The sequence below is a fragment of the Croceivirga lutea genome (genome assembly GCF_014235875.1).
Classification (GTDB): domain Bacteria; phylum Bacteroidota; class Bacteroidia; order Flavobacteriales; family Flavobacteriaceae; genus Croceivirga; species Croceivirga lutea.
Map to the genome: position 1 here is coordinate 114,256 of NZ_JACJUK010000005.1, position 15,612 is coordinate 129,867.

Here is a 15,612-nt window from a genome sequence, read left to right on the forward strand (position 1 = left end):
TTTTTTAAGCTTCAATATTTTATAGCCTTAAATCCCAATTTTTCTAAAGGAATTGTTTTGCTTTTGTTAATGTAAGATGAATAAACTTGCCTTTGTGTTAATTCTTCAAACTATAGTAGTCTAAAAGATTCGAATGCTCGTATAACCTTGTGAAATGAAAATCAACAACGAGACACACTATGAGCAAAAACCTAACCTTACCTTCTGAAAAAGGCAGAAAATCAAAAGAAAAGAACATTCTTAAAAAAGCAGCTAATAGCATTCAAAACTTTTTTGACACTGCTGATGCTTGGCAAATATTTGTGCAAGGTAGTACAGTAGTTTTACTGCTTGGTGCCGCTTACATGGTGTACATTTTACAAAGCGATTTTGAACAATATAATTTGGAGCGCGTAAATAGTGCTATAGGTACAGTATTCTTAGTAATTTCTGGAGGACTATTTTTATTTAAAGCTTTTTATTTTGCGTTTATTCTATTCAGATATTTTAAGTACAAACCCGTAGCTTCTGTATCTGATGAAGAATTACCAGTAGTAACTATAATTGTACCCGCATATAATGAAGGTAAGCAGGTTTGGGCCACACTAAAAAGCTTAGCTAGAAGTAAATACCCTAAAGAAAAACTTCAAATTATAAGTATTGATGATGGCAGTAAAGACGACACGTGGTCTTGGATGCAAAAAGCCAAAGAAGAATTAGGTGATAGCATAGAAATCTACCAACAACCTAAAAACAAAGGTAAAAGACACGCCTTATACAGAGGTTTTAACATTGGTCATGGCGAAGTTTTTGTTACAGTAGATAGTGATTCAGAAGTAAAAACAGATACGTTAAGAAATCTTGTTAGTCCGTTTGTGACAAATAAAAAAGTAGGAGCCGTTGCTGGTAATATCAGAGTTTTAAATAACAAGAAAGCACTATTACCAAAAATGTTAGATGTAAGCTTTGTTTTGAGTTTTGAGTTTGTACGTTCTGCAGAAAGCACGTTAAATACTGTACTTTGTACACCTGGTGCATTAGCAGCATATAGAAGTGAAGCCGTATTCAATTGTCTAGAGACTTGGATAAATCAAAAATTTATGGGGCAGCCTTCTGATATTGGTGAAGATAGAGCCATGACAAATATGATTCTTAAACAAGGCTATCATGTATTGTTTCAAAGAAACGCAGTCGCCTATACAGATGTACCAGAAAAATATAGAAACCTTCATAAGATGTTTACCCGTTGGGGTAGGTCTAACGTTAGAGAAAACATAGAAATGGGTAAATACGTTTTCACCAATTTTAGAGAAGGAACCAAAGCTGGAGCAAGACTGTTATTTATTAGTCAAGCGCTAAAAATTATTATGTGTTATCCGCTTTTAATATTAATGTTTTATTTTGCAATAACACACCCATTATTATTCATTAGTTCAACCCTATTGAGTATTTTAATTGTAACCTCTTTTCCTGTATTGTTTTATGCAAAACGTTACAAATCGTTTGATTCATTTTGGGCATATTCTTACAGTATTCTATTTACGTTTGGGTTGTTTTGGATAACTCCTTACGCAATTGTAACTGCCAATAAAAGAGGATGGTTAACAAGAACTATGCCTGCAAAATAAAAAGTAGATTGATTTAAATTATAATAGGCTGAGTTGGTAATTCAGCCTTTTTTTATGCTTTTAATTTCAACCCAATGCGCAATACCAGCAAACAAAAAGTAACTTATTAATGCTGAAATAGTTAAACTAACCAAATCATGATTAACGGGTAAAACATAATAATTTAAATAGTTTACTAAAATCATAAAAAGCACAAAAGACCATACATACAAAGCCGCTCTTTTCTTAGCCATTAAAACAGTCTGCTTAAGAAAGTAAAAAGCTGCAACAACTAGTAAAACCAATTCTACTATAAAAGTGGCTAATTTATTATTCCAAAGTCCGAAGCCTAGCTTTGGTTCTCCATGTAATAAGGGTAAATCTGGGGTGTGTACTATCAAATCTGCAAACCAGTGAGATAATACCCCTAAAGTCATGATTATAGCAATTTTCTTTTTGGAACGCTGTTCGCGTTTAGAAAGTAATAAATAAACTCCACCAAAAATACCTGCCCATAATATCGAAGCTAATAGGCCATGGGTGAAAGGGAACGTCATTTTAAAATCGTTAACTGCTGTAAAACCCGATACAAATTCTAGTTTTTCCCATCCTAGAAGCGTAAAAGGAAAAAAAAGAATATCAACAAATTGGGTTGCAATAAATAATACACCTAAAGAAGCTTTTGGTGATTTACCTTTTAAGACAAAAGCTGCCGCGTAATGACCTACAAACATTTTAAATTTCTAATTTTTAGTAAGATAAAATATTTACTGTTAATTGTTAGATTCTAAAATGGCATTAATAGCTAAATCTAAATGCTCTTGCACCTTAGGGTCTGTACAATTAATAAGAATAGAAAAAACCTTTTTTTCGTTTGGATATACAAATAAGTTAGAATACGCTCCTACGCTACTACCCACATGACCATAAAATGGTCTGCCTTTTGCGTCATGACTTACTTGAAAACCTAATCCGTAATACGTAGGATTATCTTGAACTAGTTGTGAAGAAAGTAGTTCCTGATAGGTATTTTTATGTAACAAGGATTGAATTCGTATTTCCTCTCCAAGTTTCGCCACATCTTCACTTGTAGACAAATAACCGCCACCTGCTATTTTATAAGCATTATTAACTTCTATAGCCTTTTTAAAACAAATTGGAGTCTTAGTATAAAATTGTACCGCTGTATTAGTTGTAGGTGACACCGTATTATTGAGCTTCAACGGTTTTAATACCATAGTTTTTACGTATTCCTCAAACGAAATTCCGGCGGCATTTTGCATAGCTAAGGAAAGTAACACAAAGTCAAAACTATTATAGAGATATCCATTACCGGGTTGAAACTGTAATGGGTCATTTTTAAAAACTTCAATACTATCTTTAATCGAAAGGTTTTGGTTTAATGCAAATTCTTTTCCCCTATACCCTCTAATACCCGCAGTATGAGAAGCCAATTGTTTTACGGTAAAATCAAAATTCTTTTGCGGAAAATCTGGAACATATTTATAAATAGAATCCTCCCAATTTAAAATACCATCTTCTACCATTTTACCTAAAGCAATACCTGTTATACATTTAGATATGCTAGCAATTCTGAATAATTGGTCTTTAGGATTAGCCTTTAGTTTAGATTCTAAATTAGCGTGACCGTATCCTTTTTGTAAAATTATTTTACCCTTATTACTTACAGTAACAACAATACCAGGTACTTTTTGCTCAGCACTAAGGTTATGAAAAATAGCATCTGCAAGTTGAACCCCTTCTAAACCTAATGTGGACTTTGGTCTAAAAGATTTCTCTTTAAAAAGCGTAAAAAATTTTTCAATCCACATTAATCTTGAAAAATTAATTTTCCTTCAAATTGCTCATCAACTAATACAGAAGGTGGTCTATTAACACAAATTACATCACCATAACTTCTTATAACACCAGAAATTTGTTCTTGTGGATTCACAATAATGTTGTTAGTTCCTCTATGATTAACTACGACGTTAGTTGCTATAAGTTCTTGAGCTTCAATACGAGAATCACCAGAAGCAATATTCACACTCAAATTCTGTGAATTGCCCCTAAGTTTAAAATATGCAATACCATTAACTACAATACCAACTGTTTCGGTATTCAATTCTAAATCAAAAGAACCATCTGTTGTTTCAGCTTCAGGCACATTAAAACTTTCAGAAACTAAAGAAAGACTCTCAAAACCTAATGGCCCATTGCTTTGAATTAATCCGCCAGTACTACTTCGTAATTGTTTAAGGTCTGGACAGGTTACGTAAACTGTTGAGATACCGTAGGTTCTAAACCAATTACAGTCGTTTTCATTACGTAAAATCAAACGGTCATCTTCGACTTTGGCAGTAATATCATTAATCAAATTTTCACCAGATTCAATTTCTACTTTAAAATCATCGCCCTGTGTTAGCACTAAATTAAGGTTTTCGAATACGGTAATATTTTCGAAGGCTGTTACACCTACTTCAATTTTTTGCATATCTCCAGCGCTCTGAAAACAATCAGGCGTATTTTCTCCACCACAGGAAATCAATACAAAAACAAACAAAATAAATCCGTAAACTCTCATAATCGTACACCTATTCCGAATTCAACCGCTTCAGCTTTAGCGGCATGACTTTTTAGCGTTACCGCTGCAAAAATGCTATCACCAAAATATCGCTTTAAACCAATTCTATTATACGTTCTACCTTCAAAATCAAAAGGATAGTAAACATAATATCCAAATTGCGTTAATACACTCATTTTGTTAACAAATAACTCATGACCAAGAAAAATACCAGCTCGTTTAAAATCGGCATTAGAATCTACATTTAATTCTGGAAAAGATGAACTTTGAAACCGAATTAATTCTTTTAAGAAATTTGAATGAAAATAATCACCTCCTAACTGTATAGCACTTTTTCTTCCTAATCGTTTATCTGCATAGGCTGAGGCAATCCAAAAACCATATTGCCCAGAGCCATTAACATCACTTTCATTAACCCCGGAACGCAATGCCAAGTTAAATCTAATTGGTTCGGTAATTTTTATCGTTTTCTCTTTTGGTATAAATTCCTTTTGTAAAGAAGAGTTCAAATCATAAACCAATCCAAAATTGAAAGCGGCCGTATTGGTAGATGTATTGGGTGCTTTTACGTTTGCATTAGAATAATGCACTAAAGTGAGTCCTGTTTTAAACCCTAAACCACCAACAAGATTTTCTTTTTGGTAATTTAATAGCAACATAGTTGAACTTAATATATGACTTCCGTACGCGTTGTTTCTAAAGTTAGTATCCTTATCATACGGATTTGAATTGTAGGCGAGCCCCTGACCAACTCTAAATTGTAGTTTTCGTTTAAAAAAATAGAAATTATAATGTGCGTATAATGAAGTATTGGTACCTAACGTACCATTGGCCATATCTTGATAAATAAATGTAAAACCAGTATCAGGGTAACCAAAATCTTTCTCCCATTCTTTTTCACCAAATCTCTTTTGATTGAATCCCACTAATACACCAGCAGGATGCCCTGTTATTAAATGTGAAATATCTGGATTATGTAAAAGTATAGTACCATTGAACTGACTTACATCAATTGTATATTTATTTTGGGCAATACCCCTAATAGAAATTAGTGTAACTAGTAATAAAATGTAATGCTTCACAGCCTTCAAAAGTAGACATTAAAAAATGGCAGCTGCAATAGCTTTTATATTATCTGATTTACCCATGGAGTAATAATGCAGAACAGGAACCCCCGCAGCTTTTAATTGTTTTGATTGCTCAATACACCACTCAATACCAACCTGTCTAACATCTTTATTAGTATTGCATTTTTCAACAGCATCTATTAGGTCTTGAGGTAAATCAATCCAGAATACTTGTGGTAAAATACTAAGGTGGCGTTGAACCGCTAAAGGTTTTATTCCAGGAATTATAGGTACTGTAATACCCATCTCTCTAGCAGCATTCACAAATTCAAAATATTTTTTATTATCAAAAAACATTTGAGTAACTACATAATCTGCCCCAGCATCCACTTTCTCTTTAAGTCGTTTTAAATCAGATTGTAATGAAGGTGCCTCCATGTGTTTCTCTGGATAACCAGCTACACCAATACAAAATTCAGGCGTATTCTCTGTTTGAATCTGTTCTAGCAAAAACTTACCTTGATTCAAATTTTGAATTTGTTCAACTAACTCTACGGCGTAGCAATTTCCGCCTTTGGTAGGGGTAAAATATTTCTCCCCTTTCATGGCATCACCTCTTAACGCCATTACATTCTCAATACCCAAATATTGGCAATCAACAAGTAAATATTCTGTTTCTTCTTTGGTAAAACCACCACATAAAACGTGTGGCACAGTATCTACATTGTATTTATGCTGTAAAGAAGCACAAATACCTAAGGTTCCGGGTCTAAGTCTTGTTACTTTTTTCTCAAACAACCCATCTTTCTCAATAAAAACATATTCCTCTCTAGAAGTAGTAACATCTATGAACGGAGGTTTAAATTCCATTAAAGGGTCAATGTTATTATACAGTTCTTGAATATTTTTCCCTTTTACCGGAGGTACAATTTCAAAACTGAATAAGGTTTCTCCTTTGGCGTTTGCTATGTGTTCTGTTACCTTCATAAGGTTTGCAACTTATTTTTTATGATTTCATAATCCTCTTTGTATTCCCAATAAATCCATCTACCATCTAAATAATCAGTAAGGATATATTTTTCACTCAAGGATTTAATTCTTGCAACAGAAACGGTTTTCTTAGAAAATCCGTCTACCGCAATATGTTCTTCAATCTCCTTGTTATTTTCGTCAAACCCATGACTAATAACAAAATTACCAAAAGACAATTCAATAAACTTTTCCATTAATTCTCTGCAATATTGGGGGCCAACCATCTTTCTGCAACTTCCTTTCCTATGCCTTTACGATTAGCAAAGTCGTGCACTTGGTCTTCTTTTATTTTTCCTAATCCAAAGTATTTAGCTTCTGGATGTGCAAAGTAATAACCACTCACACTAGCTGCTGGCCACATGGCCAAGCTATCTGTTAATTCCACCCCAATGGTTTCTTTTATTTGCATCAATTCCCAAATGGTTAGCTTCTCTAAATGGTCTGGACAGGCAGGATAACCCGGTGCAGGACGAATACCCCGATAACTCTCCTTAATGAGCTCCGTATTGTCTAAATGCTCTGCACTAGCATAGCCCCAATAGTCGGTTCGTACTTCTTTGTGTAAGTATTCTGCAAAAGCTTCTGCCAAACGGTCTGCTAATGCCTTAACCATAATACTAGAATAATCGTCATGGGCAGCTTCGTATTTTTCTGCCAATTCTTTGGTTCCAAAACCTGCCGAAACACAGAAACAGCCAATATAATCTTGCAACCCACTTTCTTTTGGGGCTATAAAATCTGCTAACGCGATATTTGGCACACCCTCTCGTTTTTTAGTTTGCTGCCGAAGCGTTCTAAAAACAGTGGCTTCACTACCCGGTACACCCAATTCTATATCATCATCGTTTATCTGATTGGCAGGAAACAACCCAAAAGTGGCTTTACCTTTTAGCAATTCTTGCTCTAGAATTTCTACAAGCATTTTCTGCGCATCTGAAAACAGTTCTTTTGCTTGTGCACCTACCACTTTATCTTCTAAAATCTCCGGATATTTACCGTGTAAATCCCAGCTTCTAAAAAACGGCGTCCAGTCTATAAAGTCTGTTAATACTCTCAAATCAAAGTCTTCTAAAACCGTAGTTCCTAAAACCTTTGGTTTTACAATATCTTCTGGTTTAAAATCGATTTTTAATTTATTAGCTCTAGCCTGTTCTAAAGTCAAGAATTCTTTATGTTTGGAACGATTCAAAAACTTTTCCCTAAAGCTTTCGTAATCTAGCTTTACCGACTTTTTATAGGTATCTGATGATTCTTTTTGAAGCAAATCGCCCACCACGGTTACCGCTCTAGACGCATCATTTACATGCACAACTGCATGTTTATACACTGGGTCTATTTTTACTGCCGTATGTGCTTTACTGGTGGTTGCGCCTCCAATTAATAAGGGTACATTAAAGTTTTGGCGTTCCATTTCTTTGGCCAAGAAAACCATTTCATCCAAAGAAGGCGTTATTAATCCACTAAGACCAATTACATCTACTTGTTCTTCTATTGCACGATTGATAATTACCTCTGGCGGCACCATCACCCCTAAATCTACAATCTCATAATTGTTACAAGCCAATACTACCGATACAATATTTTTACCAATATCGTGCACATCGCCCTTTACAGTAGCCATCAGCACCTTTCCGTTAGCTCCCGTAGATTTGTCCTTAGATGCTTCTATATAAGGTGTGAGGTAGGCAACCGCTTTTTTCATAACCCGAGCAGATTTTACTACTTGTGGCAAGAACATTTTTCCGCTCCCGAACAAGTCGCCCACCACATTCATACCCGTCATTAAATTACCCTCAATAACGTGCAGTGGTTTTGCTGCCTGTTGTCTAGCCTCTTCTACATCTTCTATAATATATTGGTCAATACCTTTAACCAAGGCTCTGGTAATACGGTCTTGCAATGGCTCTTCTCGCCAAGATAAATCTACCGTACTTTCCTTGGTTTTTCCTTGAAAGGTTTCTGCAAATTCTAATAATCGCTCTGTAGCATCATCCCTTCTATCAAGAATTACATCTTCTACGTGTTCTAATAGGTCTTTAGGAATATCATCATAAACCTCTAACATAGTTGGATTTACAATACCTATATTCATGCCCGCCTTGATAGCATGGTATAAAAACACAGAGTGCATGGCTTCCCTAACGGGATTATTACCTCTAAACGAAAACGAAACATTACTTACCCCACCACTTACACTACAATACGGCAAGTTTTGGCGCACCCAACGTGTGGCCTCGATAAAATCGATTGCGTTCTTTCGGTGTTCTTCCATTCCCGTGGCAACAGGGAAAATGTTCAAATCGAATATAATGTCTTCTGGCGCAAATTTTACTTTATCTACCAGAATTCGGTACGAGCGTTCTGCAATTTCAATTCGCCTTTCATAATTATCTGCCTGCCCAACCTCATCAAATGCCATTACAATAACTGCCGCCCCATACCTCTTGATCAATTTAGCGTGGTGAATAAATTCTGCCTCGCCCTCTTTTAAACTAATAGAATTTACAACACATTTACCTTGCACCACTTGTAATCCGGCCTCTATAATTTCCCATTTAGAACTATCTATCATGATAGGTACACGGGCAATATCTGGTTCGGCGATTATTAAATTAAGGTATTTTACCATGGCCGCCTTACCATCAATTAGGCCATCATCCATGTTAATATCTATAATCTGTGCACCACCTTCTACCTGATGTCTGGCAACATCCAAAGCTTCTTCAAACTTTTCTTCTTTTATTAACCGCAAAAAACGCTTAGAACCAGCCACATTGGTACGTTCCCCTACATTGATGAAATTACTTTCTGGGGTGATGACTAGCGGTTCTAGACCACTTAACTTCAAAAACCGTTGACCGTTATTCGTTTTATGTTGTTCGTTTGACAGACTCATAACTTTCTATGGTAATTAATGAATCCATTGAGCAGTTTTTTAACTCGCTCAATTTCATCTAAAATTTCACTTTCATTGTGCGGAAGATATTCTAAATCTGACGCTAAAATTGTTTGAGTCTCCAACTCAAACAAAGAACCTCTGGCGATATGCAAGAAATTAATCGTGTCTTTTGCAGTCTGTCTTCCACAGCCCTCGGCTATATTTGAGGAAACCGATACGGCACATCTTCTAATTTGAGAAGTAAGACCATAACGCTCATCATCAAGAAAAGCTTTTGAAAGCAAGTATATTTTCTTTACTAATTCTCTAGCTTGCACCCAAACATCCAATTCTTTGTAATCCATCCTTTCGACCTACGATTAACGATTAACGAACAACGGGCGAGGCGCATAGCCAGCAGCCAATTTTGCTATCGCACTAATATGTTCTGGTGTGGTTCCGCAGCATCCACCTATTATATTCACCAAGTTTTTATCTAAATACTCTTTTATCTGTGCAGCCATTTCTTCTGGCGTTTCATCATACTCTCCAAAAGCATTTGGTAGACCAGCATTAGGGTGTGCAGAGGTAAAAAACTCCGACTTTGTAGAAATTACCTCTAAATGCGGCGTTAATTGTTTAGCTCCCAAGGCACAGTTAAACCCGACACTTAGTATGGGTAAATGCGAAATTGAAATCAAAAATGCTTCTGCGGTTTGTCCAGATAGAGTTCTGCCAGAAGCATCTGTAATAGTACCACTGACCATTATGGGCACTTCTATATTGCGCTCTTCTTTTACCTCTTCTATTGCAAAAAGTGCGGCTTTGGCATTTAGGGTGTCGAATATGGTTTCTACCAAAAGTAAATCTGCCCCACCATCTAACAATGCCTCTACTTGTTGTTTGTATGCCACACGTAACTCATCAAAAGAAATGGCTCTAAATCCAGGGTCGTTTACATCTGGACTCATACTAGCTGTTTTGTTGGTTGGGCCAATACTACCAGCCACAAACCTTGGCTTTTGTGGCTCTTTGGCAGTAAATTCTTCCGCAACGCGCTTGGCTATTTTGGCCGACTCGTAATTAAGTTCGTACACCAAATCTTGCATGCCATAATCTTCCATAGCAATGGTAGTGCCAGAAAAAGTATTGGTTTCTACTATATCTGCACCAGCTTCAAAATACTTGGCATGCACTGTGGCAATAGCTTCGGGCTGGGTTATAGATAATAAATCGTTATTTCCTTGTAAAGGACTTGGCCAGTCTTTAAAACGCTCTCCCCTAAAATCCTCTTCGGTAAACTTATAGCGTTGTAACATGGTACCCATGGCACCATCTAAAACTAATATGCGCTCCTTTAAAACTTCTTCAATCTTCATAACTACAAAGGTCACCAATATTGGCGACGTATTATTTTAGTAGGCTAGCAAAGTTACAAGGGTACACAAAAGACTGTTGTTTTTGTTATCCTTCTTCATAAATGCTGCTGGAATAAGTCAACAAACCCTAAATTAATTTCAGGATGAAGTAGAATGTAGCACCTTCATTGCTTATAATAATTAAAGCAAGGGTTGCTAAGGTTTCAACGGGTCTATTCCCTCCACCTTTCTTGATAACCTACATTATTTTTAATGAACTGCGTGCAAAGAAAAGGCCCTTAGGGATTAAATACAAAAAAACCGTTTCTTTTATCACAAAAAAGCCTCCCTTGGTAAGGAGGCTCGCTAACTCAAACTCATCTAAGATTTTAGACGATACTTTGCACCACCTCTTTTTTGGCTTCTTTCTTGGATCCGTCGAATCCTTCTACACCGCCAACCGTGGTATACTTCATTACAAATCGTTTATCTGGATTTATAATTTGGTAGGCATATTGACACATTACCGCTGCTTCATGAAAGCCTGATAAGATTAGTTTTAACTTTCCTTCATACGTATTCACATCACCAATAGCAAAGACTCCCGGTATATTGGTTTGGTAGTCTTTTGCATTATTTACTTTAATAGCATTCTTTTCTATCTCTAAGCCCCAGCTACCTATAGGTCCTAATTTAGGAGATAGACCAAACAACGGAATAAAATAATCGGTCTCTACGTACTTGGGTTCCACACCTTCTTCTGTAGATTTTATAACTACCGCTTCTATAGTATCCGCGCCATGTAATTCTTTTACTTCTGCTTTGGTGTGCAGCTTAATTTTACCTACCTGCGCTAATTCTCTTGCTTTTTCCACTGAGTCTAAAGCACCACGGAATTCGTTTCTACGGTGTACCAAATGTACCTCTGAAGCTACATCTGCCAAGAAAATAGACCAATCTAGGGCAGAATCTCCACCACCAGCAATTACCACTTTTTTATCGCGATACACTTCTGGGTCTTTTATCATGTATTCCACACCTTTGGTTTCATAGATATCCAAATTTGGAATTTGTGGTTTTCTTGGCTCAAAAGAACCCAAACCACCAGCAATTACCACTACTGGCGCATGGTGTTGCGTACCCAAATTAGTAGTAACAATGAACGAACCATCTTCTTGCTTGTCTAAAGTCTCTGCACGTTCACCTAAGGTAAATCCTGGCTCAAAAGGCTTTATTTGCTCCATTAAACGGTCTACCAAATCGCCCGCTAAAATTTCTGGATAAGCCGGAATATCATAAATAGGTTTTTTAGGATAAATCTCTGAACACTGCCCACCCGGTTGTGGTAATGCATCTATAATGTGGCATTTAAGTTTTAACAATCCTGCTTCAAAAACAGTGAACAATCCTGTTGGTCCTGCACCAATAATAAGTATATCAGTCTTTATCATGTTATCTCCTTTTGTATTTCCGCTAGCGCGGGAATTTCAATCTATTTTAATTTTCTTTTTCTAATGCTTTCTCTTTTACCGCGATTACGCACGGCCCTTTTATTTTTTATTGACCAGCTTCTCTGTAATCTGATTCATCTGGTCTACTTTCTCTTCAAAATTACCCTTAATGGTTTTTCTATATTCATTTAAGTTTTTAACCATTTGGTCTATGTCTTCTGGAATTACTTCCTCAAAAAACTGACGTAAGCGTTTTGCGGTGGTTGGTGATTTACCGTTGGTAGAAATCGCGACCTTTACATTCCCTTTAGTCACAATACCCCCCATGTAGAAATCGCACAATGGTGGGTTGTCCGCAACATTCACCAATTTACTCTGCGCCCTACAGTCATTATACACCTGTATATTTACTTCTGGAACATCTGTAGTTGCCACTACCATATGTTTAGCCTCTAAATATTTAGGATGATAAACATCGGTTATCATAGTCACATTAAATGCATTGGCCAGTTCAACAGTTGCATCTCTAAACATAGGAGATACCATTGTTACTTTTGCATCTGGACTAGACTTGGTTAAAAAATGTAACTTTTCTTCGGCTACAAATCCACCACCAACTATTAGCACTTCTAATTGTGAAGTTTTCAGAAATATGGGATAAAGGTTATTGCGTTCCATTAGGCTTGTACGTTTTGTTCTTGTTGTACTGCTAAGATACGCGCTCTATGCGCCACCACATCCCCTATAATAATGATTGCAGGATTGGACAGCTGCTGCTCCTTTGCCTTGGACTCTATGGAAGCAACAGTGCCAATACCTATTTTTTCATCTTTTCTAGTCCCATTTTGTATAATGGCAACCGGAGTTTCTGATTTACCTTCTTGTTGAAACAATGCCATGATTTCTGCTAATTTGCTCATGCCCATTAAAATCACCACCGTTGCGGAAGATTTTGCCGCCAACGCCACGTCTTTAGACAATTTATGTTCCTTAGTTGTACCGGTAATTACCCAAAAACTTTCTGATGCCCCTCTTTTGGTCACCGGAATATTTTGATAGGCAGGAACGGATACCGAAGAAGAAATACCGGGTACCATGGCCACTTCTAATCCAAAACTAGCGGCATATTCCATCTCTTCAGCTCCACGACCAAACACAAATGGGTCGCCACCTTTAAGGCGTACTACGTGTTTTCCTTCTTGGCCACGTTGTACAATTAGCTCGTTTATTTGTTCTTGTTGATAACTGTAACAACCTTTGCGTTTCCCCACAAAAATTTGTTCTGCTTGCGGGGCGTACTCCAATAAATCAGGGTTCACTAGGGCATCAAACAAAACCACATCTGCACTTTTTAAAGCTTTTATGCCTTTAAGTGTAAAAAGGTCTGCGTCTCCTGGTCCGGCCCCTACCACAGTAAGCTTACCAGCGGTCCCAAATGGCCCTGAAAATGGAGTAGTGTTTGCTGTATAATTGTTACTAAAACTCATTTTTTACGCTTCTTGTAATTCTAGGTTTCTAAACGCTTCTAGTTTGGCCAATACCTGTTTGGCGTCTTCTAAATAACTTTTAGCAAATGCTTCGGTAGGTTGGTTTTGATTTAGTTGTAGCACCAAATCACTAAAACCACCTTTAAAATCTATTTTATTAGTGGCTACAAACAAGGCATCAAAATCCTTGATGATGCTGTTGTGTGTATTTACCTTCGTCTTTTCTGATGTCAATAATGCTTTTGCAGAATTTACCATAGACTGATAGCTATAATAAACACTTGCCGCCCACTTACCTTGCTCTAGTGCTTCTGCAGCATTATCAATTTTTTCTTGGCTTTCAAAGAATAACGTAGCTACCAAATCCACGATAACCCCTGCACATTCCCCTACACCAATCTCTTTTTTATATTTTTCTGTATTTCCCCAGTCTACAAAATCTTCTGCGGTAAGGTTATCTACATCGGTCAACTCTTTAAGAAAATCGTAGAAGTACAGCTGACCTTTTTCCGCATAATACGCATCAAAAGATTTACCTTGTCCGTTAGCTTCATAATCATCTAAGATTAAGCGCAATGCCTGCGGCCCTCTTTTAGACGGCACTTTAACCACTTTATCTGCAAACGTTCCGTTACCATTACCGTGGTTACCACCACCTAGCAATACCTGTAATGCCGGCGCCACTAATTTATCCTTGGTACGTACACTCATCCCTTGAAAACCAATGTGTGCCATATTGTGCTGCCCACAGGCGTTCATACATCCGCTAATTTTAATTACCACATCTGGATTGTTGATGTATGATGGGTATTCTGCTTTAATTACACGTTCTAGTTCCGCCGCAATCCCAGTGCTACTGGCAATACCCAAATTACACGTATCCGTACCTGGGCAAGCCGTAATGTCCAAAGCTTTGTTATACCCTGCTTCTACAAAACCAAGTTTTTCCAACTCTTGATAGAAGTAAGGAACCAACTCCTCTTTAACATAAGGAATTAATATATTTTGACGCAGCGATAAGCGTAACTCACCAGCTGCATATTCTTTTACGAGATTCGCTAATTGTCTTGCTTTGTCCGTATAGAAATCGCCCAACAAAACTTTAATACCAATAGCCACATAGCCTTTTTGCTTTTGTGGAATTACGTTAGTGCTTTTCCACAACTCGTAGGCTAATGTTTCTTTAATTTCTATCGTTGGAATTTTTGGCTGCGCGATGTTTACCTTTGCATACGACTCAGCATCAATAGGATAGGTTTGGTGTGGTACCGCTGTTTTTTCTTGCTCTAGTAATTCTTTAAAAGCATCTAAACCAATGTCTTTCAACAAAAACTTCATTCTTGCTTTAGCTCTACTTTTACGTTCCCCGTATCTGTCAAATACACGAATCACCTGTTCCATTAAAGGAATTATTTGGTCTGATGGTAAAAAGCTATACAACTGGTCTGCGTGTCTTGGTTGTGAACCCAAACCGCCGGCCAACATCACTTTAAAACCTTTTACACCATTTTGTATTTTAGCAATGAAACCCAAATCGTGCATGTAAGACAAGCCCGTATCTGCATCAGAAGCAGAAAATGAAACCTTGAACTTACGTCCCATTTCTTGCCCAATAGGATTTCTAAGAAAGTATTGAAAAACAGCATGTGCATATGGTGAAACATCAAAAGGCTCGTCCAAATCTATTCCAGCAGTCTCACTAGCGGTTACGTTACGCACCGTATTACCACAAGCTTCCCTAAGGGTTACATCGTCTTTTTCTAGCTGCGCCCACAATTCTGGAGTACGTTCCAAATCCACATAATGAATTTGTATGTCTTGCCTTGTGGTAATGTGTAAACGACCGGTAGAAAACTCGTCCGAGACATCGCAGATACGTAGCAATTGGTTTGCAGTAACCTTGCCGTAAGGTAGTTTAATACGAATCATCTGCACACCCGGCTGTCTTTGACCATACACACCACGGGCCAATCTAAGACTACGGAAGCGCTCCTCGTCTACCTTACCTTCTTTAAACTGGCGAATCTTCTTCTCCAATTCAATGATATCCTTTTCTACTACTGGATTTTCTATTTCGGTTCTAAAACTTTGCATTGCCACACCCGACCTTTCTAATGGAAAGGAGCACTTTACGGTAATATTTAATTAAACTTTTACTATCCCCTTTAA

The 15,612-nt window shown here is 37.1% G+C and carries 14 protein-coding genes and 1 riboswitch; of the genes, 1 reads left to right on the plus strand and 13 read right to left on the minus strand.

Going from position 1 to position 15,612, the window contains the following annotated elements; translation table 11 throughout:
- Positions 1 to 179: 179 nt before the first annotated feature.
- Positions 180 to 1,607 carry a glycosyltransferase gene (locus H5V42_RS10575; RefSeq protein WP_185783141.1) on the plus strand — a complete coding sequence of 476 codons (1,428 nt, stop codon included), beginning with the start codon at positions 180 to 182 and terminating at the stop codon, positions 1,605 to 1,607.
- A 41-nt stretch (positions 1,608 to 1,648) separates the two neighbouring features.
- Here the strand turns inward: H5V42_RS10575 and H5V42_RS10580 are convergent, their stop codons facing one another.
- The 13 genes from H5V42_RS10580 to H5V42_RS10640 all read right to left on the minus strand — a co-directional run bounded on the left by H5V42_RS10580 (position 1,649) and on the right by H5V42_RS10640 (position 15,537).
- On the minus strand, positions 1,649 to 2,320 hold the full coding sequence (locus H5V42_RS10580) for a hypothetical protein (RefSeq protein ID WP_185783142.1): 672 nt from the start codon (positions 2,318 to 2,320) through the stop codon (positions 1,649 to 1,651).
- A 39-nt stretch (positions 2,321 to 2,359) separates the two neighbouring features.
- Complete coding sequence (locus tag H5V42_RS10585) at positions 2,360 to 3,418, minus strand: serine hydrolase domain-containing protein (RefSeq protein ID WP_185783143.1); 1,059 nt, start codon at positions 3,416 to 3,418, stop codon at positions 2,360 to 2,362.
- Complete coding sequence (locus H5V42_RS10590) at positions 3,418 to 4,170, minus strand: head GIN domain-containing protein (RefSeq protein WP_185783144.1); 753 nt, start codon at positions 4,168 to 4,170, stop codon at positions 3,418 to 3,420. The genes H5V42_RS10585 and H5V42_RS10590 overlap by 1 nt, the downstream gene beginning before the upstream one ends.
- On the minus strand, positions 4,167 to 5,252 hold the full coding sequence (locus tag H5V42_RS10595; RefSeq protein WP_185783145.1) for an acyloxyacyl hydrolase: 1,086 nt from the start codon (positions 5,250 to 5,252) through the stop codon (positions 4,167 to 4,169). The genes H5V42_RS10590 and H5V42_RS10595 overlap by 4 nt, the downstream gene beginning before the upstream one ends.
- 18 nt (positions 5,253 to 5,270) lie before the next feature.
- Entirely contained in the window at positions 5,271 to 6,224 is a 954-nt protein-coding gene (gene metF / locus H5V42_RS10600; RefSeq protein WP_185783146.1) for a methylenetetrahydrofolate reductase [NAD(P)H], read from the minus strand.
- Entirely contained in the window at positions 6,221 to 6,463 is a 243-nt protein-coding gene (locus tag H5V42_RS10605) for a hypothetical protein (protein ID WP_185783147.1), read from the minus strand. The genes metF and H5V42_RS10605 overlap by 4 nt, the downstream gene beginning before the upstream one ends.
- On the minus strand, positions 6,463 to 9,165 hold the full coding sequence (metH, locus tag H5V42_RS10610) for a methionine synthase (RefSeq protein ID WP_185783148.1): 2,703 nt from the start codon (positions 9,163 to 9,165) through the stop codon (positions 6,463 to 6,465). Before metH ends, H5V42_RS10605 begins: the two co-directional genes overlap by 1 nt.
- Positions 9,162 to 9,512, minus strand: a complete 351-nt coding sequence (locus tag H5V42_RS10615) for a four helix bundle protein (RefSeq protein WP_185783149.1) — start codon at positions 9,510 to 9,512, stop codon at positions 9,162 to 9,164. Before H5V42_RS10615 ends, metH begins: the two co-directional genes overlap by 4 nt.
- A 15-nt stretch (positions 9,513 to 9,527) precedes the next feature.
- Positions 9,528 to 10,526 (minus strand): homocysteine S-methyltransferase family protein, encoded by a 999-nt coding sequence (locus H5V42_RS10620; RefSeq protein ID WP_185783150.1) that lies wholly within the window; start codon positions 10,524 to 10,526, stop codon positions 9,528 to 9,530.
- Positions 10,527 to 10,640: 114 nt separating this feature from the next.
- Positions 10,641 to 10,766, minus strand: a riboswitch (SAM riboswitch).
- Positions 10,767 to 10,894: 128 nt separating this feature from the next.
- On the minus strand, positions 10,895 to 11,956 hold the full coding sequence (locus H5V42_RS10625; protein WP_136949574.1) for an NAD(P)/FAD-dependent oxidoreductase: 1,062 nt from the start codon (positions 11,954 to 11,956) through the stop codon (positions 10,895 to 10,897).
- Between the two features lie 99 nt (positions 11,957 to 12,055).
- The gene (locus H5V42_RS10630; RefSeq protein ID WP_185783151.1) at positions 12,056 to 12,634 is read right to left on the minus strand and encodes a precorrin-2 dehydrogenase/sirohydrochlorin ferrochelatase family protein; all 579 of its coding nucleotides are present in this window, start codon (positions 12,632 to 12,634) and stop codon (positions 12,056 to 12,058) included.
- Positions 12,634 to 13,443, minus strand: coding sequence for a uroporphyrinogen-III C-methyltransferase (cobA, locus tag H5V42_RS10635; RefSeq protein ID WP_185783152.1), 810 nt, complete (start codon positions 13,441 to 13,443; stop codon positions 12,634 to 12,636). The genes H5V42_RS10630 and cobA overlap by 1 nt, the downstream gene beginning before the upstream one ends.
- Positions 13,444 to 13,446: 3 nt before the next feature.
- Positions 13,447 to 15,537 carry a HEPN domain-containing protein gene (locus tag H5V42_RS10640; protein WP_185783153.1) on the minus strand — a complete coding sequence of 697 codons (2,091 nt, stop codon included), beginning with the start codon at positions 15,535 to 15,537 and terminating at the stop codon, positions 13,447 to 13,449.
- Positions 15,538 to 15,612 lie beyond the last annotated feature (75 nt).

Excerpts from the sequence above, each read along its gene's own strand:
- H5V42_RS10630 (WP_185783151.1), bottom strand. The coding sequence starts at position 12,634 with ATGGAACGCAATAACCTTTATCCCATATTTCTGAAAACTTCACAATTA.
- H5V42_RS10640 (WP_185783153.1), bottom strand. The coding sequence starts at position 15,537 with ATGCAAAGTTTTAGAACCGAAATAGAAAATCCAGTAGTAGAAAAGGAT.
- metH (WP_185783148.1), bottom strand. The coding sequence starts at position 9,165 with ATGAGTCTGTCAAACGAACAACATAAAACGAATAACGGTCAACGGTTT.
- H5V42_RS10580 (WP_185783142.1), bottom strand. The coding sequence starts at position 2,320 with ATGTTTGTAGGTCATTACGCGGCAGCTTTTGTCTTAAAAGGTAAATCA.
- H5V42_RS10625 (WP_136949574.1), bottom strand. The coding sequence starts at position 11,956 with ATGATAAAGACTGATATACTTATTATTGGTGCAGGACCAACAGGATTG.
- H5V42_RS10615 (WP_185783149.1), bottom strand. The coding sequence starts at position 9,512 with ATGGATTACAAAGAATTGGATGTTTGGGTGCAAGCTAGAGAATTAGTA.
- H5V42_RS10575 (WP_185783141.1), top strand. The coding sequence starts at position 180 with ATGAGCAAAAACCTAACCTTACCTTCTGAAAAAGGCAGAAAATCAAAA.
- H5V42_RS10605 (WP_185783147.1), bottom strand. The coding sequence starts at position 6,463 with ATGGAAAAGTTTATTGAATTGTCTTTTGGTAATTTTGTTATTAGTCAT.
- metF (WP_185783146.1), bottom strand. The coding sequence starts at position 6,224 with ATGAAGGTAACAGAACACATAGCAAACGCCAAAGGAGAAACCTTATTC.
- cobA (WP_185783152.1), bottom strand. The coding sequence starts at position 13,443 with ATGAGTTTTAGTAACAATTATACAGCAAACACTACTCCATTTTCAGGG.
- H5V42_RS10585 (WP_185783143.1), bottom strand. The coding sequence starts at position 3,418 with ATGTGGATTGAAAAATTTTTTACGCTTTTTAAAGAGAAATCTTTTAGA.
- H5V42_RS10590 (WP_185783144.1), bottom strand. The coding sequence starts at position 4,170 with ATGAGAGTTTACGGATTTATTTTGTTTGTTTTTGTATTGATTTCCTGT.
- H5V42_RS10620 (WP_185783150.1), bottom strand. The coding sequence starts at position 10,526 with ATGAAGATTGAAGAAGTTTTAAAGGAGCGCATATTAGTTTTAGATGGT.